Source organism: Rhizobium sp. 62_C5_N11_2 (assembly GCF_051811185.1).
GTDB lineage: Bacteria > Pseudomonadota > Alphaproteobacteria > Rhizobiales > Rhizobiaceae > Rhizobium > Rhizobium leguminosarum.
The window spans coordinates 760,936-784,414 of record NZ_JBPWPW010000001.1; the positions used below are offsets into that span (position 1 = coordinate 760,936).

The window sequence follows — 23,479 nt, forward strand, 5'->3', positions numbered from 1 at the left end:
GGTCTCAGACCTTCAATCCGTAAGCCGTGAGATCGCTGCGCAGCTTCTCGGGCCCCGAAAACAGCACCGCATTCCAGCCATAGGCCTTGGCACCTTCGACATTGACCGGTGCGTCGTCGATGAAGATCGTCGCAGCGGGATCGAGGCCGAAACTCTTCGTATGCGTCTCGTAGATGGCGATATCCGGCTTGATCAGGCCGACATCGCCGGAAACGGTAACGCCACGCGGTAGGTTGAGGAAGGGAAAGCGCGCCTGCGCCTCGCGGAAGGTGTCGGAGGCGAAGTTTGTCAGCATCGTTACGTCACGCCCCTCGGCAATCAGCCCTTCCATGATGGCGACGCTGTCGTCATAGGCGTGCGGCACCATCTCGTGCCAATATTTGCGGAAGGCGCGGATATGCTCTTCACGCGCCGGGTGCTGTTCGATCAGCAGCGCTTCGGCTTCCGCCCATGTGCGGCCGCGGTCCTGCTCGATGTTCCAGTCATGGGTGCAGACATTGGCGAAGAACCAGTTGCGCTCCGTTTCATCGGGGATGAGGCGGCTGAAGGGAAGATGCGGATCGTAATGAATAAGGACTTTGCCGATATCGAAAACGATATGTCTTATGTCGGTGGTCATGGTCATCCCTTGGATGTTTTAAACGCGAGAGGAATAGCCGCTGCGATCGCTTTTTTCATGATGGTCGGCAAGGCCTGGGCTTCAAGATTTGTAACCGGCTCCCACCATCCGTCATCCGGGCCGTCATCCATGGCGACCTTGGCAGCGATTGCCGCACGCCAGATCGAAAGCCTGAGCTCGAAATGGGTGAAGACATGGATGACGGTGCCAGAGGCCTGCCATGCCGCTTCGAAGGGAGCGGCCGCAGCCGAGGTCTCGCCGTCGATGCGCGCTGTCCACGCGGTCGTCGGCACCTCGGTCATGCCGCCGAGCAGGCCGCTGTCGATGCGCCGCCGCAACAGGATCTCGCCATCGCCTGTTACCGCGATGAAGGCCGCGCCATATCTGACCGGCTTCTCCTTCTTCGCCGCCTTGACCGGAAAGAGCTCGGGATCGGAAAGTTTGAGCGCCTCGCACGCCCCCCGGAACGGACAGAGCGAACAGGCCGGCCGCTTCGGCGTGCAGATCGTGGCACCCAGATCCATCATCGCCTGGGCGAAATCGCCGGGCCGATCGGCGGGCGTCAACCGCGCCACCTTCTCTCTCATCGCCGGCTTTGCCGCCGGAAGCGGCGTGGCGATCGCATAGAGCCTGGAGATCACTCGCTCGACATTGCCGTCCATGACAGCCGCCTGCCGGTTGAAGGCGATGGCCGCGACGGCCGCCGCCGTATAGTCGCCGATCCCGGGCAGGGATTTGAGGCCTTCTTCGGTGTCGGGAAAGACGCCGCCATGCTCTCTTGCCACCGCTTCGGCGCATTTCTTCAGGTTGCGAGCCCGCGCGTAATAGCCAAGCCCTGCCCAGGCGGCCATCACCGCGTCGTTTTCGGCCGCGGCAAGATCGGTCACCTCGGGCCAGCGCTGCAGAAACCGCTCGAAATAGGGTTTGACCGCCTGCACCGTCGTCTGCTGCAGCATCACCTCGGACAGCCAGACGCGATAGGGATCGGCCTTGACGCCGCGGGCCGCCATGCCGGGCGAAACGCGCCAGGGCAGCTCGCGGTGGTGGCGATCGTACCAGTCGAGCAGGGGCTTTGCTGAGGGCGTGTCGAGTGTGGTGATCGTCATGATTTGCCGCGATGGGGGGAAGTGCCTATACTTGGCGAAGCAATGCCGCGCGATCAAGTCGCCTATGCGAATTGAAGCGCGAATTGGCGGCGGCGCCGAAGGGTTTCGATGAGTTATCCACGCAAAGATGTGAAGCAGATCTCCGAGCTGGCGAACGGGCTGATCGATCCCGTTCTTGCCCGGCGCGCCGGCATCAGCACGGCTCTGCTCGGCTCGTGGAGCGAAATCGCCGGCGAGGATTTCGCCGATTGCACCCGGCCGGAAAAGATCGCCTGGGCCCGCGGCGGCAATGAGGTCGGCGGCTTCCGCCCCGGCGTGCTGACCATTGCCTGCGAAGGCGCGCGTGCGCTCTTCCTCACCCATGCCCAGGGCGAACTCATCCAGCGCATCAACAGCTTCTTCGGCTTTGCCGCCGTCCACCAGATCCGCATCGTCCAGAAGCCGGTCTCACAACCGATCCGCCGCTCCCGCACCCCGGCGCCGCTGAAAGGCGAAGCCGCCCGCAAGCTCGAAGGCATGATGGAGGGGATCGAGAACGACAAGCTGCGCCAGGCAATCCAGCGCTTGGGGACAGCGGTGATGGGCAAGCGGGGGAATCAACGCTGATGAGCAAAACGCCCAACTTGACCGGCAACGCCAAGACCGGCGGCCTGACTGAAGCCTGTGCTGAAAAGATCAGTGCGGTTGACGGCCTGGTGCTCAGCCCGCGCATGCGCAAGCTCCTCGCCGAGACCAAGGATCAGCCGCCCGAAGAACGCCGCCAGGCGATCCGCGCCCAGTTCACGCGCAAGTGCGCCTAAGCGTTGGTCTATACCGCCGAATCCGATCCCCTCTGTTATCCGGTCGGCCTGCCATTCAATGCGGAAGTGCTTGATCGTGAACGTGTCATCGAGGCCATGATCGAGAGCTTTGCGGGCTCCGAGCAGCCGCTACGACGCTGATCCTCGACATCTTCACCGAACCTTGACGCTACCCTCTTGAACTTTCCTCGGCGGTGTAGAGGCACTGGCAAAACGCTTCGGATGCCATATTTGTATATAGCAGACGGGAGAAAAATCATGCTGGTCTTGCAGTTGCCCCCTGATATCGAAGCGCGGCTGAATGAGCTTTCCAGGCGTACCGGCCGCAGCAAGAGCTTCTATGTGCGGCAAGCCATCCTCGCGCATCTCGACGATCTGGAAGATGTCTATCTTGCCAAAAGGCGCCTCGAAGAACTTCGCCGCGACGAGGGCGATAGCGTGCCGTTGGCCGAGCTGACGGCGCGTTACGGGGTGGACAATTGAGTTTCATCGACCAGCCGATACCGGCTGGCAGCCGCCGCGATATCTATCGGCAAAATTCGCAGACGGACCAATCTTGCAATTTTTGGTCTAGTCGTCTTCCCGCGGTCACAATTCTTTGAAGGAAGTTGGTGAAGCGTGGCTTGTGAGCGGCCGTCAGCCGTTATATCGCACAGTCACGCCGTCAATCTCATTAGTTATGGGGAATCCATGCAGATGTCCGAAATGCAACTGACGAAACGCCGCCTGCTCAGCGGTATCGCCATCGCCGCAGCTGCCGTTGCGCTTGTCGCCTGCAACGACAGTAAGGACGCTGCCGATGCTTCGTCCTCCGGCAAGACCATGGCTGATGGCACCAATGTCGACACCATGCAGACGGCGGCCACAGCGGCGACCGAAATGCCGCAGTCCGACGGCGATGTCGACATGGCCGCAGTGCTGAAGCCCGGCGCGCTGCCGGAAATGGCGCTTGGGAAGGCCGACGCCCCGGTCAAGATCGTCGAATATATGTCGATGACCTGCCCGCATTGCGCTCATTTCCACAACACCACCTTCGACACGATCAAGCAGAAGTACGTCGACAGCGGCAAGGTGCAGTTCATCATCCGCGAATTCCCCTTCGACCCGCGCGCTGCCGCAGCCTTCATGCTCGCCCGCTGCAGCGCCTCCAATCCGGAACAGTTGAGCACGCCGGAACAGTATTTCCCGATGGTTTCGATGCTCTTCAAGCAGCAGCAGATCTGGGCCGCCGCCGATGACGGCCGCGCCGCACTGCTGCAGATGTCGAAGCTTGCCGGATTTACTGAGGATAGCTTCACGAAATGCTTGACGAACCAGAAGCTTCTGGATGAAGTGAACGCCACGCGGGAAAGAGGTTCCAAGGATTTTGGCGTCAACGCCACCCCGACTTTCCTGATCAATGGCAAGCGCTACTCTGGAGACATGCCGGTTGACACCATGTCGAAGCTTATCGACAGCCTGCTCTGAACCGGATCGTTTCGATAGAACGGGCGACGGCGAAAGCCGTGCGCCCGTTTTTTTGTGGCTGCATGACAAGCCCGTCCCGCGCTGCGGAGCTTCTGCATGAAGTTCAACAAGCTGCGCCTGGTCGGCTTCAAATCCTTCGTCGAGCCGACGGAATTCATCATCGAGCGCGGGCTGACCGGCGTTGTCGGCCCGAACGGCTGCGGCAAGTCTAATCTCGTCGAGGCGCTGCGCTGGGTGATGGGCGAGAATTCCTACAAGAACATGCGCGCCTCCGGCATGGACGACGTGATCTTTTCGGGTTCCGGCAACCGCCCGGCGCGCAATACCGCCGAAGTGGCGCTCTATCTCGACAATGGCGAGCGCACCGCGCCTGCCGCCTTCAACGACAGCGACGAGATCCAGGTCACCCGCCGCATCGAGCGTGAACAGGGTTCGCTCTATCGCATCAACGGCAAGGAAAGCCGCGCCAAGGACGTGCAGCTGCTGTTTGCCGACGCCTCCACCGGCGCCCGGTCGCCGTCGATGGTCGGGCAGGGGCGTATCGGCGAGCTGATCCAGGCCAAGCCGCAGGCCCGCCGCCAGCTGCTCGAAGAGGCGGCCGGCATCTCAGGCCTGCATTCCCGCCGCCACGAGGCCGAACTGCGGCTGCGCGCCGCCGAAGGCAATCTCGAACGTCTCGACGACGTCACCTCGCAGCTCGAAAGCCAGATCGAAAGCCTGAAGCGCCAGGCCCGCCAGGCAAATCGCTTCAAGACGCTGTCTGCCGATATCCGTGCCCGCGAGGCAATGCTGCTGCATATCCGCTGGGTGCAGGCCAAGGAGGCCGAGGCCGAGGCCGACAGCGCGCTGAACCAGGCGACCTCAGTCGTCGCCGAAAAGGCGCAGATGCAGATGGAGGCGGCGAAGAACCAGGGCATCGCCAGCCTGAAGCTGCCGGAACTGCGCGAGGGCGAGGCGCGTGCCGCCGCCGCCCTGCAGCGCCTGCAGATCGCCAGAAGCCAGCTGGAGGAGGATGCCGGCCGCATTCTGCGCCGCCGCGACGAGCTGACCCGCCGTCTCGCCCAGCTTGCGGAAGATATAAGCCGCGAGGAGCGGCTGGTGGCCGACAATGCCGTCATCCTGGCGAGGCTCGATGCCGAAGAGGCGGAGATTTCAGAAATCCTTGCCGATTCCGGCCGTTATGCCGAGGAAACCCGCGAGGCCTTCGAGGAGGCGGCGGCAAAGCTTGCCGACAGCGAGCGCATCTTTACAGCGCTGACGGCCGAGCGCGCCGAGGCGGCTGCCGGCCGCAACCAGCTGGAACGCGCCATCCGCGATCTCACCGACCGCCGGATGCGCCTCGAACGCCAGATGGATGAGGCAAACCAGGAACTGTCCGCTGTCGGCGAGAAGATCGCCGGCCTGCCCGATCCCGACGAAAAACGCGCCATCGTCGAGGCCGGCGAGATCGCCGTCGCCGACGCCGAAGCCGCCGTTCAGCTGGTCGACCAGGCGCTTGCCGTTGCCCGCCAGACCGAGGCGCTGTCGCGCGCGCCGGTCGATCAGGCCCGCTCGAGCCTGAATGCGCTGGAAACCGAGGCCCGCACCATCTCCCGCATGCTCGCCGCCGGTGCTGCCGCCGGCAAATTTCCGCCGGTTGCCGACGAACTGAAGGTCGACCGCGGCTTCGAGACCGCACTCGGTGCTGCCCTCGGCGACGATCTGGAATCGCCGCTTGATGCCGAGGCGCCGGCCCATTGGTCGGATAATGGCGATGGCGCCAGCGATCCCGTCCTTCCATCCGGTGTTGCGCCGCTGCTTGCCCATGTCCGCGCGCCGGCGGCACTCACCCGCCGGCTGCGCCAGATCGGCCTGGTCGCGGAAGGCGATGCCGAGTCGCTGATGGCGGCGCTGAAGCCCGGCCAGCGGCTGGTGACGAAAGAGGGTGCGGTCTATCGCTGGGACGGCCATGTCACCGGTGCCGACGCCCCAAGTGCCGCGGCGCTCCGCCTTGCCCAGAAGAACCGCCTGGCCGAGCTCGAAAGCGAAGCAGCCCTTGCCCGCGACGTGCTTGCCGAAGCCGAAGAGCGGCAGGCAGCGGCAGCGGAAGCGATCCGCGCCGAGGAGCGCCGGCTTGCCGAGGCGCGTGACATGAGCCGCCTGTCGGCGCGCCATCTCGCCGAAGCGCGTGATGCGCTTGCCGCCGCCGAGCGTGCCTCCGGCGATCTCATTCGCCGCCGCGATGTCGTCAGCGAGGCCGCCAGCCAGCTGCGCGCGCAGCTGGAGGAGATCGCCATCCAGGAAGAAAATGCCCGCATCGAGCTGGAGGACGCGCCCGATCTGACTGCGATCGACGAGCGGCTGCGGTTCCAGCAGGCGGAAGTTGCGACCGATCGTGGAGCGCTGGCCGAAAGCCGCGCCCGCCATGAAAGCCTGGCGAGGGAAAACGAAGCCCGCCAGCGCCGCATCATGGCGATCGGCCAGGAGCGCGACACCTGGCGCCAGCGGGCGGCAAGCGCCGAAGATCATGTCGCGACGCTGCGCGAACGCGAGGAAGAGGCGCGCGAAGAGGCAGCCGAGCTCGAACTGGCGCCGGATGAATTCGACGACAAGCGCCGCGCCTTGCTTAGCGAATTGCAGAAGGCCGAGGAGGCGCGCCGCCAGGCCAGCGATCTGCTGGCTGAGGCCGAACGCATCCAGCGCGAGGCCGACCAAAAGGCGACGACGGCGCTGTCGGAACTTGCCGAATGCCGTGAACGCCGCGGCCGTGCCGAGGAGCGCCTGGTCTCCGCCCGCGAGAAGCGGCAGGAAAGCGAAGGCCGCATCCGCGAGGTCCTGAACGTCGCGCCGCACGAGGCGCTGCAGCTGACCGGGCGCCCGACCATGCAGGCGCTTCCCGATCCGCGCGAAGTCGAGCGCGAGCTGGAACGCCTGCGGATCGAGCGCGAGCGGCTGGGCGCCGTCAACCTGCGCGCCGACGAGGAGCAGAAGGAGCTGAGCGAGAAGCTCGAAGCGCTGATCAAGGAACGCGACGACGTCATCGATGCGATCCGCAAGCTGCGCGGCGCCATCCAGAGCCTCAACCGCGAGGGCCGCGAGCGGCTGATCGCCGCCTTCGACATCGTCAATGCCCAGTTCCAGCGGCTGTTCACCCATCTTTTCGGCGGCGGCACCGCCGAGCTGCAGCTGATCGAATCCGACGATCCGCTCGAAGCCGGCCTGGAAATCCTCGCCCGTCCGCCCGGCAAGAAGCCGCAGACCATGACGCTGCTCTCGGGCGGCGAGCAAGCGCTGACGGCAATGGCGCTGATCTTCGCCGTCTTCCTCACCAATCCGGCGCCGATCTGCGTGCTCGACGAAGTGGACGCGCCGCTCGACGACCACAATGTCGAGCGCTACTGCAATCTGATGGACGAAATGGCGGCTTCCACCGAAACCCGCTTCGTCATCATCACCCACAACCCGATCACCATGGCCCGCATGAACCGCCTCTTCGGCGTCACCATGGCCGAACAGGGCGTCTCCCAGCTCGTCTCCGTCGACCTGCAAATGGCCGAGCGCCTGCGCGAGATTGCCTAAAGCAATTCCAGGAAAAGTGCGCAGCGGTTTTCCGTCCGGAATTGCGAAACCAAAGACAATAATTCCAGGAAAAGTGCGCAGCGGTTTTCCGTCCGGAATTGCGAAACCAAAGACAATAATTCCAGGAAAAGTGCGCAGCGGTTTTCCGTCCGGAATTGCGAAACCAAAGACAATAATTCCAGGAAAAGTGCGCAGCGGTTTTCCGTTCGGGATTGCGTGAAACCAGGCGGACGCAATTTCAGCAAAGGTGCGGCGCGGTTTTGCGCCCGGAAATTGCGTAAAATCAAGGGCCGAGCAATAAACACCAAAAAAGGTCGGCTCTCTTGTCGCTTGTACCCCATTTGGGTGATGCTCTTTTCGCTGACTTGCATTAGAAGTTGTTTCAACGCAACCTAATTACTCTGCTGGAAAGCGGGCGACCAAAGGTTGCGCATTGTCGAATTTGCGTGCGGTTTTCCGGGCGAGGGCAAGAACCGGAAACCGAGAGCAAATCTTGGGAAGTAGCGATCTATTTTCTCAGGAATTGCGTATGACGAGGTCAGAGCGGTTCTCTTTACAAAAAGCTGAGCCGTTCCTGGGTTGAGGGACCCCCCGTCCGGTTTTCCTGGCCGGACGGAAACAAGGCTTTGCGGGACATTGTTGCAGTCCCGCAAAGCTTTTTTTATGCCTTGTTTGCTGTTTGGGCGCCTTTCAACCGTTTCGATGCCGGCCACGGCCAAGATTTATTGTGCAGCGCAACATTCTGCCGCATTTGTCGATTTTCATTTCAACACCAACGGATTAAGCTGATCCCGATTTGGTGTTGGGGGGAAGATGACCAAGTGGGTCTATAGGTTCGGCGACGGGCAGGCTGAGGGCCGGGCGCGCGATCACGAGATTCTGGGCGGCAAGGGCGCCAATCTGGCGGAAATGTGCGCGCTCGGATTGCCGGTGCCGCCGGGGCTGACGATCGTCAGCGACGCCTGCAACACCTATTACAAGAATGGCCGCCATATCGAGGATGCGGTGAAGGCTGAGGTGCGCGCCGGCATATCGGCGATCGAGGCGGTCACCGGCCGCCACTTCGGCTCCGTCAGCCAGCCGCTGCTGCTCTCGGTGCGCTCCGGCGCCCGCGTCTCGATGCCGGGGATGATGGACACGGTGCTCAATCTCGGCCTCAACGACGAGACCGTGCAGGCGCTGGGTCATGATGCCGGCGACGCGCGTTTTGCCTGGGACAGCTACCGCCGCTTCATCCAGATGTATGCCGATGTCGTCATGGGCCTCGGCAACGACGCCTTCGAGGAGATCCTGGAAGACGAGAAGGCCAAGCTCGGCCATGAATTCGATACCGAACTCAGCGCCTCGGAATGGCAGCATATCGTCTCGCTCTACAAGAAGCTGATCGAGGAGGAGCTGGAGCGGGAATTCCCGCAGGATCCCGAAGTCCAGCTCTGGGGCGCGGTCGGCGCCGTCTTTTCCAGCTGGATGAGCGCGCGCGCTGTCACCTACCGCCAGCTCCACAATATTCCGGAAGGCTGGGGCACGGCGATCAACATCCAGGCGATGGTCTTCGGCAATCTCGGCAATTCGTCCGCCACCGGCGTTGCCTTCACCCGCAACCCCTCGACCGGCGAGAGGGCGCTTTACGGCGAATTCCTGGTCAATGCCCAGGGCGAGGATGTGGTGGCCGGCATTCGCACGCCGCAGAGCATCACCGAGGAGGGGCGGATTTCCTCGGGCTCCGAAAAACCCTCGATGGAAAAGCTGATGCCCGAGGCGTTTCGCGAGCTCTGCCACATCTGCACCGAGCTCGAGATCCATTACCGCGACATGCAGGATATCGAATTCACCATCGAGCGCGGCAGGCTGTGGATGCTGCAGACCCGTTCGGGCAAGCGCTCGACCCGGGCGGCAATGAAGATCGCCGTCGACATGGTCGACGAGGGCGTGATCACCGAGGATGAGGCGGTGTTGCGCATCGAGCCCTCCAGCCTCGACCAGCTGCTGCATCCCACCATCGATCCGCGCGTCACCCGCCAGGTGATCGGCACCGGGCTGCCGGCGTCGCCGGGCGCTGCCACCGGCGCCATCGTCTTCACCGCCGAAGAGGCCGTCGAGGCGGAATCCGAAGGCCGCAAGGTCATCCTGCTCAGGGTTGAGACCAGCCCCGAGGATATTCACGGCATGCATGCCGCTGAAGGCATCCTGACGACGCGCGGCGGCATGACCAGCCATGCGGCGGTCGTTGCCCGCGGCATGGGCATCCCCTGCGTCGTCGGCGCCGGCACCATGCGCATCGATCAGCGCAACGAGCGGCTGCTCGGCATCGGCGTCACGCTGAAGAAGGGCGATATCATCACCATCGACGGCTCGGCCGGCCAGGTGTTGAAGGGCGAGGTGCCGATGATCCAGCCGGCGCTGTCGGGCGATTTCGGCCGCATCATGGGCTGGGCCGACCGCGCTCGGCGCATGACGGTGCGCACCAATGCCGATACGCCGGCCGATGCGCTGGCCGCCCGCTCCTTCGGCGCCGAAGGCATCGGCCTTTGCCGCACCGAGCACATGTTCTTCGAGGGTGAGCGCATCCATGTGATGCGCGAGATGATCCTTGCCGTCGATGAGACGGGCAGGCGGCTGGCGCTCGACAAGCTGCTGCCGATGCAGCGGCTGGATTTCACCGGCCTCTTCACCGTCATGCACGGCCTGCCGGTAACGATCCGCCTGCTCGATCCGCCGCTGCACGAATTCCTGCCGAAAACAGACGACGAGGTGGCCGAGGTCGCCTTCGCCATGGGCATGGAGCCCTCCGTGCTTCGCCAGCGCGTCGATGCGCTGCACGAGTTCAACCCGATGCTCGGCCATCGCGGCTGCCGGCTGGCGATCTCCTATCCCGAAATCGTCGAAATGCAGGCCCGTGCCATCTTCGAGGCGGCGATTGCCGCGGCCCAGGAGACCGGGGCTGCCGTCGTGCCGGAAATCATGGTGCCGCTCGTCGGCCTGCGCGCCGAGCTCGATTACGTCAAGGCGCGGATCGATGCCGTCGCCGGCGACGTGATGAGCGAGGCCGGCATGAAGATCGATTATCTCGTCGGCACGATGATCGAGCTGCCGCGCGCGGCCCTTCGCGCCCATGTGATCGCCGAAGCCGCCGAATTCTTCTCCTTCGGCACCAACGACCTGACGCAGACCACCTTCGGCATCTCGCGCGACGATGCCTCGGCCTTCATCCCCACCTATCAGCGCAAGGGCATTATCGAGCACGATCCCTTCATCTCGCTCGATTTCGACGGTGTCGGCGAATTGATCAGCATCGCCGCCGAACGCGGCAGGCGCACCCGCAACGACATGAAGCTCGGCATCTGCGGCGAACATGGCGGCGACCCGGCCTCGATCCGCTTCTGCGAGACGATCGGCCTCGACTATGTCTCCTGCTCGCCGTTCCGCGTGCCGATCGCCAGGCTGGCAGCGGCGCAAGCGGTGATTTCAAATGGTCTGGACGAGGTCCGGCGCGGTCCGAAAGAGCTGCGGGCAGGCTTGTAAGATATTCGGTGGAGTTGGGGCAGGGCGCCCGTGGCGCTCAGTGATGATACCGCCAGCGATCGCGGTAGATATAAGGCCCGTTCAGATCCCAGGCCATGCTCTGCATCATCTCGGCACTCTGCGCCCGCGATTCGGCGCGCCGGTCGAGATCGATGCGCTGCAGGCAGGTGGCAAAACCATCCGTGCCGCGCCGGAAGCCATAGCTGAGGCACCGCTGCTCATCCGCCGCCCGCCGCTCCTCCGGCGTCATCGTCTGGCAGGCGGAGAGCCCGGCGACGATGGTGGCCATGACGGTGATGAGAAGACGAATACGCATTGGTTTATTCCTTGGAATGCATTTCCCCGAGGAAAGGCCATTCGGGCGAGGGCGTCAAGCCGCTCTTCCCAGGAGATCGCTGAGACCAGCCCCTCATCCGGCTGCCGCCACCGCTCGCGGGGCGAAGGGGACATGCCGCGACCTCTCCGTTCCCCTTCTACCTCTCGCGTGGCACGTCCCCTCGCCCCGTTTTTACGGGGAGAGGGTTAGGGTGAGGGGCAGCCATACGGCACGACCAGCATCGTCACGCCGCCCCAGCCGGATCCCCAATCGGCAGCAGCGCCGGATTGAGCGGTGGATCCTGCGGGTTCTTCGTATCGGCCGGATCCTGCGCCGGCGTCAGCGGCGGTTTTTGCTGGATGGGGTCGGGAATGCCGGGTGTCGGCGTCGGGCCGCGCGGCGTATCGGCATTGGGTGTCGGGATCGGGTCCTTGTTGGGCATGAGTACCTCCTTTTCGAAAAAGGAACGGCAGCCTCAGCACTTGGTTCCACTTTCGCCGGCCAAGCTTTCTATGCATGAGGGGCATTCCTCTGTATGAGGAAAGCATGGCCTCTCCAAAAGAGGCCGGAATCACTGGAACGAGCATGGCCCTTCGCGATCGATTTTCGAAAAAACTGAACTGTCCGCAATGCGGCAATGAGGGCTTCGCCGAAGCCTCGGAAGTTGACGATCCCAAGCGCAAGCATCCGGATTTCAAGGTCGATCAGCTGCCGCGCGGCTTTGGCGTGCAGCGGCCCTCGAACAACCAGGAAAATTTCATGATCAAGTGCGAATGCGGGCGCAAGTTTCCCTTCCGCAGTGTTGCGGAAGCCGCGGCCGAGCGCCGCTGACATCTTGATCTAGAACTTAGATCCGCTCCAGCAGTTCGATGAAGGCATCGGCGAAACGCACCAGCGGCGCGGTCTCTTCGTCAGGCGCCTGCATGCGGATCTCCGTGCCGTGATCGTCGAGCAGCGCCAGCACCACGCGCATCTCCTGGCCGTCATCCGGAATGCGCAGCACGGCGATGCGCCGGCAATTCTGGACGAGGCCGCCGGCCGGCAGGTCGAACAGCAATTCGCCGCCGGAGCGTGCCGCTGCCTGGCGCACCGCCTCGCAGAAGCCGGCATCGCCGCCGGCATAACCTTCGAGCGAAAGTTCGAGCTCGAGCAGCTCCATCGGCAGCATCGGCTCGGACTGGTGGTCGATCCCGCCAAGCGCAGACGCCTGCGGCCTTGCTGCAATCTCGGGTGAAATCATCCCGTCTCTCCTCTACATCTGGAGATGAAACCGCGGCAGAATGGCTCTTTTTTGACATATCAGCAAGGGCTTATGAAGCAGCCCCCGTTTCACCATGGCCTTCCGCCGTGGATTCCAACGCAATGCCTCAGACAATAGTTTCAATTTAGCCGAATCTTGCCCCAGATCCGGATGACTTTAGGCCGGGCCGACCTAAAATCTGAATCCGGATCTAAATCAAAGGATAGAGCATGATGTCGTCCGAAAACCGCTTCACACTTTTCGGCATCATGCTCTAAACAGGGTTGAGGCGATTTGCGTGGTCGAACGCGCGGGCGCCGACGAGCAACCGGTAAGTTTGATGGCCATCCGCTTCGACCGCCCCGTTTCCAACGCCGCCCGCTTTTCGCGGCTGCTCGGGGCGTTTTCCCTGGTGCTGGCGCTGGCTGTGATGATCGCCCACCGATTCGGCGGCCTCGCCACACCCTATCTGGTGCTGCTGCTGATTGCCGCCGCCGGCGGCGCGCTGCTTTCCGCCATGCTGGCCGCCCTCGGGCTGCGCAGCCTCTGGATGACGGGGGCCGAAGGCGGGCTGGCGGCGCTGGCGGCTTTGATCTATGCCGCCTTTCCGCTCGGCCTCGGCGCCTATGCCACCGAGCACTATCTGACACTGCCTGATATCTACGACGTCTCCACCGATCCGGTCTCCGCACCGGACTGGCTGTCGCCGCCCTATTCCGACCAGATCTGGCTGAAACGCAACGCTGATGTGACGCCGGAGGATCGCGAAAAGCAGCTCGCCGCCTATCCCGAACTGACCGGCCGGCGTTATGAGGGCGCGCTCGACCGCGTGCTGGAAGCGGTGCGCAAGGTCGCCAAGATGAGCGGCATTACCATCACCAAAAGCAGTGGCGACACCGAGCCGGGCCGCGATCCCGAGGACAGACCGGTCAAGCCGCCGCCGGCGAGCGACGATGCCGTGGCCGACGCGCCCGATATCGTCCCCGTGCCGACGCCGCGCCCCTATGACGATGATGTCGCCAAGCTGATCCGCGGCGCCACCGGCGTGACGCTGCAGGGCACCACCCGCACGCTGATCCTCGGCCTGCGCTTCGATATCCTCATCCGCCTCCGTGAAGAGGCCGAAACCACCTTCGTCGACATCCGCGTCGCCTCCCGCTACGGCCAACACGACCTCGGCTTCAGCGCCGAAATCGCCGGCGATTTTCTGAAGGCGCTGGATGCCGAACTGCTGGGAATTGCGGGTGGGTGAGCAACGGTGGCGCAAAGCGCCAGCAATCGATCCGGCGAATCGATTGCAGTTGCGAACGCCCTGAGCCCAAAGCGAAGGGCCGGGATACGGTGCGGGAAACTCGCGCTATAAGGTAGCAACTGCCACCAAACGCTGGTTCCTCGAGTCGTCAACGGCGCGGCCGAAACTAGCACCGCGCGAACCGTGCCCATCGCTATTGCGTCTCGACTGCCATGCGGCCCCAGCCTCACGCACCGTGTGAAAAAACGGAGCTGCGTCACGCTGTCGTAAACCAGTGAAGCAAACGGAAGACCAAGACCCAGCTCCTTGGATCGACTCTGCGGCTGCGCGTGAAACGTGCAGCAAAATCATGTACGGTGTTTAGCGCGGAATTCCTGTTGGGAGCGAAGACATGGAACGCAGATTATCTGCAATCCTGGCCGCCGACGTAGTCGGATACTCCGCACTTATGGAGGAAGACGAAGCGGGCACCTTTGACCGCCTTCGGGCTCGACGCACTGAGCTTTTTGAGCCCGAGATTGCGGGGCATCATGGGCGGGTCTTCAAGCTCATGGGCGACGGCCTCCTCGCGGAGTTCGGCAGCGTGGTCGACGCTGTCGAGTGTGCCGTATCTCTCCAGCGCGGAATGGCGGAGCGCAACGCTTCTGTAGCGGAGGAGGAGAGACTCAACGTCCGCATCGGCATCAACCTCGGCGAAGTGATAATGGACGGCGATGACCGCTATGGCGAAGGTGTGAACGTCGCGGCCAGGCTGGAGCAACTCGCCCCCCCAGGTGGGATCTGTGTTTCAGGCAAGGTGGCGAAGGAAGTCGAGAATAAGCTCGCGTTTGCCTTCGACTCTGCCGGGCAGCGGAAGGTCAAGAACATCGAAGAGCTTGTCGACGTCTACTACGTACGCATCGACGCCTCGCCACGCCGACGCCTTCCGCACAAGCGCGGGATCGGCCGTCCGTGGTGGGCACTCGGAGTCGCGGCAGCCATTGTGGCCGTGGTGGCCGCCTGGATGGCGCTGTACTATCCACTGACAGCGCGCTCCCCTGCAGTCTCCAGTACGATCCCATCCGTCGCCGTGCTTCCTTTCAAGGATCTGAGTGCCGACGAGAGCCTGGGATACTTGGGAGAAGGGGTGGCGAACGACCTCATCGCTATCCTCTCGCGCTTTGCTGATATCGCGGTCGTCTCGCGAACGTCATCGTTTGCGTATGAGGACAAGGAAGGTGACGTCCGCCAGATCGGCAAGGAGTTGGGCGTTGGCTATATCGTCGAAGGCAGCGTGCGCAAGGAAGGCGATAGGGTGCGCATCGTTGCGGAACTCATCGACGCTGAGACGGGGGACCATGTTTGGGCAGACCGCTTCGACAAGGCCGGAACCGACCCATGGGCGCTTCAGGATGAGTTGACCGGCAAGATTGTGGGGGCGATGACGGGCGAATGGGGAGCCATTCGCAAAGCGGACTACAGTCAGGCTTGGGGCAAGGACAGCACCAACCTGGCTGAATACGACTACTACCTGCGCGCGGAAAGCCAATTGAACCTTTTCACGAAGGAAGGTCTCGAGCGATCAGGTGACATCTCGCAACAGGGGCTGCAGGTGTTCCCCGACTCCCCCTTATTGACCGTGGAGTTGGGGTGGTCTCACTGGATGAAGGTTGGGCTGCTTTACAGTTCTGACCCGCAGGCTGATCTTCAGGACGCGGGCCGACTGGCCGACAAGGTCCTCTCAAACAAGAACCTGAGCCCGCAGGTAGCGAGATTGGCACACTGGCTCCGTGCGTGGCTTCTGACGCTCAAGGGGGACCATGATGGGGCTGTTGCGGAAATGAACAAGGCCATTGCGGCGGCACCATACAATGCCTTCACCCTCACCGATGCAGGAAGTATTTTCCTACAGGCCGGTCAACCCGAAAAGGCGTTGGAATTGACCGACTCTGCAGCCGCTCGGGATCCGGGATTGTCCTGGTTCTTTAACTACGTGCGAGGCTTCATCTTCATCGTGCTTGGTAGAAACGAAGACGCAGTTGAGGTGCTGAAGACCACCGAATTTGCCGACGCGCCACTGCAACTCGCCATTGCCTATATGCGTCTTGGTCGCCAGGCAGACGCCCGAGCTGCCGTCGAGAAGATGCTCAAGTCAACGCCGGCTGCGACGATCCAGTCGTGGCGGCAGGCCTGGAACTTCCGAGATCCTTCCATTCTCGATCAAGCCGCCGCAGACCTTGCGCGCGCCGGTCTTCCAAGTGGTCGCGCTCAATAGCCAAACGGATTGATGTTCAGCCTTCGACGCCCCTACCGTGCCGCCGCAGGCGGCAGCAAGCGATCCGAGGAAGGAATGACGGCGAAGCGGAGTGCCGTGTCAGCCCCCCTCTGCCCTGCCGGGCATCTCCCCCACAGGTGGGGAGATTGGCTGGGCGCACCGGCTTCCCCAAACAATGAACGTCCAGAACGGCGAAACGATAGATGGGCGGGAAGTTCAAGCTACTTGTGATCTCCCCACCTGTGGGGGAGATGCCCGGCAGGGCAGAGGGGGTATTACGGCACACCGGCAAAGGTGAGGTAGGGCAACACACCTTCCCAAGGCGGCATCCCCGCAGCCACCACCCCCTCACTCCACCACCAACCACCCCGTATACCGCACCACCAACCCCGTCAGCCGCCCGCCGATCTCCACGTGGAAGTGCAACCGCCCATCCCGCTCCTCCTCATACGTATCCCCACCCGGCGCCAGAAACAGCGGCAGCGGAATGCCGAAAAACCGCCAGCCGCGCACCACGAGCCGCAGCTTCTCTCCCTCCGCCACCAGCGCCAACAGCACCCGGAACGGCCCGAAGACTTCGGCCAGCAGATGCCGGTCGCGGCCCTTGCCCTCGACCTGGAAGCTGCGGAAGACCGTGCCGCCGAAATCCCGGGTCCAGATCTCCTTGTCGCCATCGGTTACGAAGCGCACCGTGACCGGCACTTCCCAGCCCGCTTCGGGAAAGCCGATGAGGCGGGCGACGACCCTGGCCAGCAGCCCGCCGCCGCGCTCGATCCGCGCCCGGCCGGAGGCGACGCGCGCGCCGCCGGCATGCAGGGCTGAAATGGCAAGCGGCAGCCGCTCAAAGGCGCTGCCGAGAACCCTGTGGTAGAGAGGCAGGGGCGCCTCCTCGTTTTCCATCCGGATGCCCGATGTGATCTGAAAACGCCGGAAGGCCGCTTCGAAATCTTCAAGCCGCAATTCCCCCGCCGCCGGCCGCGCACCAGGCTCCGGCCGGATGCCGGTCAGCAGCCGGCGCACCAGCGCGTCGACGCCGATGATGGGAATGAACGGCCCGTCATCACCTTCGGCAATCAGATGCCAGCCTGATGTCAGCTTCTTTCCCGCGTGATCGAGACCGCCGACGCGGACGAACATGCCGCCGCGATGTTCGCCGATCGCAAAACGATGGCTGGCGCCTTGCAGCAGCCGCGCAAACGGCAGCAGCGATGGCAGCAGCCGGAGGCGGACGAGCCGGGCCGCAAGGCTGAGCAGGTGCTGCAGCGGCTGCGGCTCGGTGCCGACACCGGTGAAGCTGGATTGCAGGCCGGCAGCACGCGCCGGCAGCAGCGCCAGATCCGGTGCATCCACAAGCAGGAATTTGCGCCTGCGCAGCGGCGCCACACCAGGCGGCGCCACCGTCACCCGCATCGCATCGATCAGCCCGCGCCCGGCGGCCGGCCGTCCCTCGCGCAGCACGGTGACCTTCTTGCCGGCATAGGTCGCGATCGCTCTCACGACATTGAGCCCGATCCGCACATGCGCCGACGGGGCAATGCCCGCCGCCACACTGTCGATCCGCGAGAAATGCGGCGCCATCGCATCGAGTGCCGCGAAGGAGAGGGCGGGCAGGCTGCTCAGCCCAGAAAGCGCGAAGGTGCCCTTTTCCCTGGCCGCGGCATCGAGCCCAGCGATGCCGGCGACGAAGCCGGTGCTGTCGGCGATATCGGCATAATCGATGTCGAGGTCGATGCAGGCCTCGGCCACCTTATAGGCATCCTCCCTGAAGGTCTGGAATGGCCCCGAGGCATCGACGACGAGATGAGGCCTCAGCCGCGTCAGCTGTTCGGTGAGATCACCGTCGCGATCGAAGGCCACTGCCTGCACCATCGCGCCGAGATTGTTGCTTCCCAGGCCCTCGGCTCCATCTTTCGGCGTTCGGAGATCTGCAACAAAATCGTCAGCCTTTTCAAGCGAGCGCCCCGCAACCAGCAGCCTGAGCCTGGGTTGATCGCCAAGCAGCCGGGCCAGCCGGCCGCCGAAAGTGCCATAGCCGCCGATGATGAGCAGTGAAAACCGGTCGGCGCTCATGAGACGAAGCGGCGCCGCTGCTCCGGCGTCGGCACCATGCAGCTTTGCCGCCCGGCAATCTTCAGCCGGTTGCGGGCGATGAATTCATAGAGCGCATCGGCCGCCCGCCGCGGCAGCAGCCGGAAGATCTTGACCAGCGAATAGGGAAAGCCGAGGCCCGCCACCATGCGGATCGTGCCGTCGGATTTGAAGAAGCCGCGACCCTCTTCGATCAGGATATTGGTCTCATAGTCGCGCGCATCGAGCCCGTAATGCCGGTAGAGTGCGGCACCGAGCGGCGTCTGCGCCGCGAGGAAGCGGTATCGCTGCTGCTTGTCATGTTTCAGCACGAATTTCACCCAGCCGGAACAGAACACGCATTCGCCATCAAAGACGATCAGCGGCTGGTCATCGGCAAAATCAGGCACATCGGCATCGCTGCGATAGCTGTAAGCGGCACGCGTCATGGTAATCTCCCCATCTCCCGCTTACAACAGCCGGTAGGTGGCGGCAAGCGAAGGCGGCCCATCGGCCGCAATCTCGCCGCGCTCCAGGAGATCCTCGATATGGGCGAGCACGGAAAGCGCGGCTGCCCCATGCAGCTTCGGATCGGTATCGCGATAGATCACCTTCACCATCTCGGCAATCTGAGTGTCGCCCGCCCGCACGCGCGCCAGCACCGCCTGCTCGCGCTTGAGCCGGTGCGCCTTCAGCGCCCTGAGGAAACTCGAGGGCTCCGTCACCGGCCCGCCATGGCCGGGCAGCAACAGCCGGTCCTGGCGCTTCATCAGCCGGTCGAGCGAGGCCATGTAATCCGCCATCGAACCATCCGGCGGCGCGACGATCGAGGTCGACCAGGCCATGACGTGATCGCCGGAGAAGAGGATGTCACGGCCTTCGAGCGCGAAGGCGGCATGATTGGCCGTGTGCCCCGGCGTCAGCACCGCTCTGAGCGACCAGCCATCGCCCGATAGGGTCTCGCCGTCACTGAGCGTTATATCGGGCACGAAGGATAGATCCGAGCTTTCGGCAAAGGGATTGATCTCGCCATCCCTCAGCGGCCGCGCCGGCCGATGCGGCCCTTGCGCCACCGTCACCGCCCCCGTTGCCGCCTGCAGGCGGCCGGCCAGCGGAGAGTGGTCGCGATGCGTGTGGCTGACGAAGATATGCGTCACCGCGCGGCCGGCAAGCGCCGCCATCAGCGCCTGAAAATGCGCCTCGTCCTCCGGGCCGGGATCGATGACCGCGACGGAGGAAGAGCCGACGATATAGCTGTTGGTGCCGAAAAAGGTGAAAGGGCCGGGATTGTTCGCGGTGATCCGCTCGACACCTGAAACCACCGGCACGGCTTGCCCATAGGCCGGCTCGAAAGCGAGGTCGAATACGGGACTGTCCATGAAGGAATGATCTCGGGCCGATGACGTCGCCAATTCCTAGCACGACGGCGGCCGCTACGCAGCGCATAAATCTGCGCCGGGTTAAACTTAGTCATTGTGACAGGCGAAGAGCTTTGCTAATCAGGCGTCGATTTGAGCAAGCGGTTTCCGCTCAAGCTCTGGTGGGGCGTCGCCAAGCGGTAAGGCAACGGTTTTTGGTACCGTCATCCCTGGTTCGAATCCAGGCGCCCCAGCCACCCTAACTTTACGCTTTTATTCCTGATCTTTGCGCCCCCATGAAGCGGCGCGGACCTCTCCTATGCCACTATAAGGATAACCATAGGATCATATTGATATCTTTACAAACATATATATATGATTATAATTATAAAGATATCTATATGATGAGGCCTTTATGGCGCGACCAAACCCAGAAAGCGCTCTGCGCTTCCCGCTTTCAACTATTTTGGGGAACGAAACGAATGTGCGGGTGATGCGGGAATTATCGCTTCACGGCGGGCAATTGAGTGTTGGCAATCTCGTCAACAGAACCAAAATATCCCGCCCTCCCATACTAGCCTCGTTGGCAACCCTCGCAAGTTTTCAAATCGTTACCGAGAGTGGAACCGGATATGCCCGTCTCTTTAGTCTCAATCGAGGCTCACCATTCTCTACCCCGGTGCAAGCCCTGTTCGAGACGGAGGAAAGGCGCTTTGCCGATATCCTTGCCGCAGTGAAAGAATGCGCCTCCCGCTTCGGGGACAAAGTTGTAGCGGCATGGGTATTTGGCAGCGTTGCGAGGGGGGAAGACAATGCCTCAAGCGATTTGGACGTGGCGTTCATAGCTGATGCGCCAGACATCGAAACGATACAAAACGGAAGCATCGATTTTCTTGCAGCCAAAGGAAAAGAGCTATCGTTTTCGCCTTCGATCAACACCCTGTCTATCACTGACCTGAGACGATTACGCCAAAGCGGCGATCCCTTATGGAAAGCGTTTCTAAACGAAGGACTGGTAGTGCTTGGACCTCGTCCGGAATCGATAACGATGTGAAGAGATTACGTTGACCAGAAGTGGCCCCTCGAAACCCTCTGACGCTCGCCATGGTGCAAATCGCTTGATAATCGCCAGGGGATTTCTGGAATCGGCCAAAGTGCAAATCAGCAGTGCTCAAGCAGGAACACTTGGAAATCCGATTGCCGCGACTGTGGTCAACGCGGCAATTGCCTATACGGATGCACTCACGGCAACGTTCGCGAACAAGATCAATCAAAACGATCACGCAGCGGTCATCAAGACTTTGCGAGACGCATTGGGAAATCGACTGCCAAAATCTCAGGAGACCAGGCTAACTCGCATTCTCGGCAACAAAGACTTAGCCCAATACGGCGGCCGCTTCATGCTGCTATCCGACGCGGAATCTCTATTCGAGCAGTTGAAGGAATACGCAGAGTGGGTGGAAAACGAGATGACCCGCCGCTGATCTAAACTCTACGCCAGTCGCTATTTCCGCCTTCCCTAGGGGGCGTGGGTCTGTGTGGACTTAACGCGGCTGCCCACTCTGTTGCCGCGAACTACCTGCCAAAATTTGAGTTCGGTTAATACTGTGGAGGATGAAGGTGGCCGAATTGTTCGGAATGCTTGATGATGAATGGGAAGGGCTGCAGCCCTATCTCGGCGGAACGTTTACAACCCAAACCTTTCGAAGCGCCGTAGAACAGAACGCACCGCATGCCTGGGCAAAACTAGTTGAGCGATATGGGCGGGGCGGAAAAGGCAGCGGCAAGTACTATTCGCCGTCGAACATTCTATACAATTACCTAAATGACAAAGCTCGCAATTCCCTGATTATTCGGCGTGGCTTCGTACCATCTGAAAACGCGAATCGTGGTCCAATGGAAAATTGCCGATGCGGTTGCGCCAATCACAAGCGAAGAAGATAAGCAATTTATTGAAGGCAGAGAGGAGCGACGTGTGCACCTCTTGCGCGAACGAAAACCCGGCTTGCGACGAGATCTTCTCAGAGTTCGGAAACGTGTGGGCATGTCCTGCGACATCTGCAAAGCGACCGGTTCGCACGTCGCGGAAGACATGCGCGACTCCACGTTCGAAGCTCATCACGACAAGGAGCCTTTCTCTACTCCCGGTGAGCGCGCGGTAACGATCAAAGACATGGCCTTGCTTTGTGCAAACTGCCATCGCTTGCTTCATCGCCTTGTGGCCCTGAAGGACCGATGGTTTGAGGTGGAGGAAGCCCGCCAGGAGTTTGGTTTCGAGCTCCAAGCCATATCCGCATGAAATCCGGCTTGACGCCTTAAGTCGCCGCACCGCTGACTGAATTACACTGTGACATCTCGTCCGGCGGCGCCAGCCTGTGAGCTTCTGTTAGTCGATAGCCGCTTTTTGCGTCACGCTCTTGCGCGCCATGGCTTCTTCAGCAAAGTTCGGCTTCAAATAGAAGGGTGGGGCATGAGCAAATCTTGGATGGTGCGCGCTGAGCGTGACGGGCGGCTGTTCGACGCGTTCAAAGAGAAATCGGCGGTCGCGATTGGCTGGAACGAAGTTGGTGACCTATCGAATGTGAAGACACGGAAGGCGATTAGCGATCTAGTTACGGCGACGTGGCCGGAGACTAAGCTACAGTCGGTTGCCATGGTTGCTGGCCAGCTTCATCGATTTGTCAACGAAATCGATGTCGGCGACATGGTCGTAACCTACAATCCTTCGCGCCGCGTTTATATGATCGGCGAGATCGCCGGCCCCTATCGCTACGACACTTTGGTCGATCCTGAAGATGCACAGGTTCGGCCTGTGCACTGGCAGGGAGAAGTCAGTCGGGATCTCCTATCCGTTGAAAGTCGTAACAGCCTCGGTGCAATCTCCACGCTGTTTCGGATATCAAACGATGTTGCCGCAGAGCTCAAGAAGGCGATGGTCTCGGGACAGCCTGTGAAACCAGAGGCGGTAGCGACGACAGATGCGACGGAGGACGATCTCTTCAAATCGATGGAGAGCCGCGCTCATGAGTTTATAAAGGACAAGGTCAACGCACTCGCCTGGGACGACATGCAGGAGCTTGTCGCGGGATTGTTACGCTCGCTGGGTTACAAGACGCGGGTCTCGGACGCAGGGCCAGATCGCGGGAAGGACATAGTTGCCTCTCCGGACGGGTTCGGTTTCGAGTCGCCTCGTATTGTAGTCGAGGTCAAACATCGTAAAGGCACAATGGGCGCACCGGACGTTCGAAGCTTCCTAGGTGGCCGACACCCGCAGGATAAGGGTCTGTATGTGAGCACCGGCGGTTTCACGCGCGAAGCTCGGTATGAAGCGGAGCGTGCAAACATCCCGCTGGCGCTCATGGATCTAGACGACTTAGTGAAGAGCCTGCTGGAGCAATACGGGAAGCTTGACCTTGAGGCTCAGCAACTCGTGCCCCTGAAGCGAATCTTCGTGCCGGCTTGGACATAGCGGTTAGTTATTCAGTTCCCCATCCGCAATGTCAGTCGGGCTTGCTGTTCGCTTCGTTGACTTCATCGCCTCAACGATCTCCATCGTTTCGACTGAAACGTGGGTGACGCGAGCGATCAGGTCAATCATCCTGAACCGCGCCAGGATCTCCAGAGGCCGTTTGGCTTAAGTTATGCGGCCAGCGCTAATTGGTCCAGCATGGCGTAGTATCGTACCTCGGCTTCGGCTGATGCTGACGACGCCATTCACCGCCCGGAACAACGTGCGGGCGCGGATGGCGCGGCCTTCGGGGGCCATGTCGGACTGCAGTTCGGGCAGAGGTTCGGCGATCATATCCATGAGGAAGAGGTGCTCGTCGAGATGCCATTGCGGCGTCGGGCTGGTTTCCGGCGGGGAGTGGTCGAGTATCGCGTTCCAGAAGTTTCGAACGCGGCAGCGCCCGATAACCAAC

General features: G+C 62.0%; 22 protein-coding genes, 1 tRNA gene and 1 pseudogene. 13 read left to right on the forward strand and 11 right to left on the reverse strand.

The features are described 5' to 3' along the window. Window positions 1–4 precede the first annotated feature (4 nt). Window positions 5–619 carry an HAD family hydrolase gene (locus tag AB8B31_RS03770; RefSeq protein ID WP_026188650.1) on the reverse strand — a complete coding sequence of 205 codons (615 nt, stop codon included), beginning with the start codon at window positions 617–619 and terminating at the stop codon, window positions 5–7. A gap of 2 nt (window positions 620–621) precedes the next feature. After that, a complete protein-coding gene (gene mutY / locus AB8B31_RS03775) occupies window positions 622–1,725 on the reverse strand; it encodes an A/G-specific adenine glycosylase (protein ID WP_018245165.1) in 1,104 nt (367 codons plus the stop codon). A gap of 108 nt (window positions 1,726–1,833) precedes the next feature. Here mutY and AB8B31_RS03780 point away from each other — a divergent pair, with 108 nt between their 5' ends. From AB8B31_RS03780 to AB8B31_RS03800, 5 genes are all read left to right on the forward strand, one after another. Further along, window positions 1,834–2,331: a DUF721 domain-containing protein gene (locus tag AB8B31_RS03780; protein ID WP_018245166.1), complete on the forward strand. Its 498-nt coding sequence runs from the start codon at window positions 1,834–1,836 to the stop codon at window positions 2,329–2,331. Beyond that, on the forward strand, window positions 2,331–2,525 hold the full coding sequence (locus AB8B31_RS03785) for a hypothetical protein (protein ID WP_018245167.1): 195 nt from the start codon (window positions 2,331–2,333) through the stop codon (window positions 2,523–2,525). Before AB8B31_RS03780 ends, AB8B31_RS03785 begins: the two co-directional genes overlap by 1 nt. A gap of 258 nt (window positions 2,526–2,783) precedes the next feature. Next, window positions 2,784–3,008, forward strand: a complete 225-nt coding sequence (gene relB, locus AB8B31_RS03790) for a type II toxin-antitoxin system RelB family antitoxin (RefSeq protein WP_018245169.1) — start codon at window positions 2,784–2,786, stop codon at window positions 3,006–3,008. A gap of 213 nt (window positions 3,009–3,221) precedes the next feature. After that, window positions 3,222–3,992, forward strand: coding sequence for a DsbA family protein (locus tag AB8B31_RS03795; RefSeq protein ID WP_018245170.1), 771 nt, complete (start codon window positions 3,222–3,224; stop codon window positions 3,990–3,992). Between the two features lie 96 nt (window positions 3,993–4,088). Further along, window positions 4,089–7,550: a chromosome segregation SMC family protein gene (locus AB8B31_RS03800; protein WP_018245171.1), complete on the forward strand. Its 3,462-nt coding sequence runs from the start codon at window positions 4,089–4,091 to the stop codon at window positions 7,548–7,550. Here the strand turns inward: AB8B31_RS03800 and AB8B31_RS03805 are convergent. Then, window positions 7,547–7,921: a hypothetical protein gene (locus AB8B31_RS03805; protein ID WP_032981436.1), complete on the reverse strand. Its 375-nt coding sequence runs from the start codon at window positions 7,919–7,921 to the stop codon at window positions 7,547–7,549. The genes AB8B31_RS03800 and AB8B31_RS03805 overlap by 4 nt on opposite strands. 442 nt (window positions 7,922–8,363) lie before the next feature. On the opposite strand from AB8B31_RS03805, the gene ppdK reads away from it, so the two are divergent. After that, window positions 8,364–11,072 carry a pyruvate, phosphate dikinase gene (gene ppdK / locus AB8B31_RS03810; protein ID WP_018240961.1) on the forward strand — a complete coding sequence of 903 codons (2,709 nt, stop codon included), beginning with the start codon at window positions 8,364–8,366 and terminating at the stop codon, window positions 11,070–11,072. Between the two features lie 37 nt (window positions 11,073–11,109). On the opposite strand, the gene AB8B31_RS03815 is transcribed toward ppdK, so the two are convergent. Next, window positions 11,110–11,388 carry a hypothetical protein gene (locus tag AB8B31_RS03815; protein WP_018240962.1) on the reverse strand — a complete coding sequence of 93 codons (279 nt, stop codon included), beginning with the start codon at window positions 11,386–11,388 and terminating at the stop codon, window positions 11,110–11,112. A gap of 244 nt (window positions 11,389–11,632) precedes the next feature. Continuing rightward, complete coding sequence (locus AB8B31_RS03820) at window positions 11,633–11,830, reverse strand: hypothetical protein (protein ID WP_012756389.1); 198 nt, start codon at window positions 11,828–11,830, stop codon at window positions 11,633–11,635. Between the two features lie 143 nt (window positions 11,831–11,973). Between AB8B31_RS03820 and AB8B31_RS03825 the strand changes: the two genes are divergently transcribed. Then, on the forward strand, window positions 11,974–12,219 hold the full coding sequence (locus tag AB8B31_RS03825; protein ID WP_018449220.1) for a hypothetical protein: 246 nt from the start codon (window positions 11,974–11,976) through the stop codon (window positions 12,217–12,219). 16 nt (window positions 12,220–12,235) lie between these two features. Here AB8B31_RS03825 and AB8B31_RS03830 read toward each other — a convergent pair whose 3' ends face one another. Continuing rightward, on the reverse strand, window positions 12,236–12,628 hold the full coding sequence (locus AB8B31_RS03830; protein ID WP_018240964.1) for a hypothetical protein: 393 nt from the start codon (window positions 12,626–12,628) through the stop codon (window positions 12,236–12,238). A 340-nt stretch (window positions 12,629–12,968) separates the two neighbouring features. Between AB8B31_RS03830 and AB8B31_RS03835 the strand changes: the two genes are divergently transcribed. Next, window positions 12,969–13,880 carry a DUF1499 domain-containing protein gene (locus AB8B31_RS03835; RefSeq protein WP_026188292.1) on the forward strand — a complete coding sequence of 304 codons (912 nt, stop codon included), beginning with the start codon at window positions 12,969–12,971 and terminating at the stop codon, window positions 13,878–13,880. Window positions 13,881–14,271: 391 nt separating this feature from the next. Next, window positions 14,272–16,134 carry an adenylate/guanylate cyclase domain-containing protein gene (locus tag AB8B31_RS03840; protein ID WP_018240966.1) on the forward strand — a complete coding sequence of 621 codons (1,863 nt, stop codon included), beginning with the start codon at window positions 14,272–14,274 and terminating at the stop codon, window positions 16,132–16,134. A gap of 348 nt (window positions 16,135–16,482) precedes the next feature. On the opposite strand, the gene AB8B31_RS03845 is transcribed toward AB8B31_RS03840, so the two are convergent. The 3 genes from AB8B31_RS03845 to AB8B31_RS03855 are packed head-to-tail and all read right to left on the reverse strand — an operon-like array spanning window position 16,483 to window position 19,580. Further along, window positions 16,483–18,204, reverse strand: a complete 1,722-nt coding sequence (locus AB8B31_RS03845; protein WP_018240967.1) for an SDR family oxidoreductase — start codon at window positions 18,202–18,204, stop codon at window positions 16,483–16,485. Continuing rightward, on the reverse strand, window positions 18,201–18,650 hold the full coding sequence (locus tag AB8B31_RS03850; protein ID WP_018240968.1) for a thiol-disulfide oxidoreductase DCC family protein: 450 nt from the start codon (window positions 18,648–18,650) through the stop codon (window positions 18,201–18,203). Before AB8B31_RS03850 ends, AB8B31_RS03845 begins: the two co-directional genes overlap by 4 nt. A 21-nt stretch (window positions 18,651–18,671) precedes the next feature. Then, window positions 18,672–19,580: an MBL fold metallo-hydrolase gene (locus tag AB8B31_RS03855; RefSeq protein WP_018240969.1), complete on the reverse strand. Its 909-nt coding sequence runs from the start codon at window positions 19,578–19,580 to the stop codon at window positions 18,672–18,674. Between the two features lie 162 nt (window positions 19,581–19,742). On the opposite strand from AB8B31_RS03855, the gene AB8B31_RS03860 reads away from it, so the two are divergent. The 3 genes from AB8B31_RS03860 (at window position 19,743) to AB8B31_RS03870 (ending at window position 21,043) form a co-directional block, all read left to right on the forward strand. After that, window positions 19,743–19,816 (forward strand) — tRNA-Gln (locus tag AB8B31_RS03860). Window positions 19,817–19,974: 158 nt separating this feature from the next. After that, a complete protein-coding gene (locus tag AB8B31_RS03865; protein WP_204339711.1) occupies window positions 19,975–20,613 on the forward strand; it encodes a nucleotidyltransferase domain-containing protein in 639 nt (212 codons plus the stop codon). Between the two features lie 10 nt (window positions 20,614–20,623). Continuing rightward, complete coding sequence (locus AB8B31_RS03870) at window positions 20,624–21,043, forward strand: hypothetical protein (protein ID WP_245315052.1); 420 nt, start codon at window positions 20,624–20,626, stop codon at window positions 21,041–21,043. Window positions 21,044–21,408: 365 nt separating this feature from the next. Here AB8B31_RS03870 and AB8B31_RS03875 read toward each other — a convergent pair whose 3' ends face one another. After that, window positions 21,409–21,843 (reverse strand): hypothetical protein, encoded by a 435-nt coding sequence (locus AB8B31_RS03875; RefSeq protein ID WP_018240974.1) that lies wholly within the window; start codon window positions 21,841–21,843, stop codon window positions 21,409–21,411. Window positions 21,844–22,029: 186 nt separating this feature from the next. Between AB8B31_RS03875 and AB8B31_RS03880 the strand changes: the two genes are divergently transcribed. Then, window positions 22,030–23,028, forward strand: coding sequence for a restriction endonuclease (locus AB8B31_RS03880; RefSeq protein ID WP_026188295.1), 999 nt, complete (start codon window positions 22,030–22,032; stop codon window positions 23,026–23,028). 225 nt (window positions 23,029–23,253) lie between these two features. Here the strand turns inward: AB8B31_RS03880 and AB8B31_RS03885 are convergent. Next, a pseudogene (locus AB8B31_RS03885) lies at window positions 23,254–23,454 on the reverse strand (hypothetical protein); the annotation flags it as partial. Window positions 23,455–23,479 lie beyond the last annotated feature (25 nt).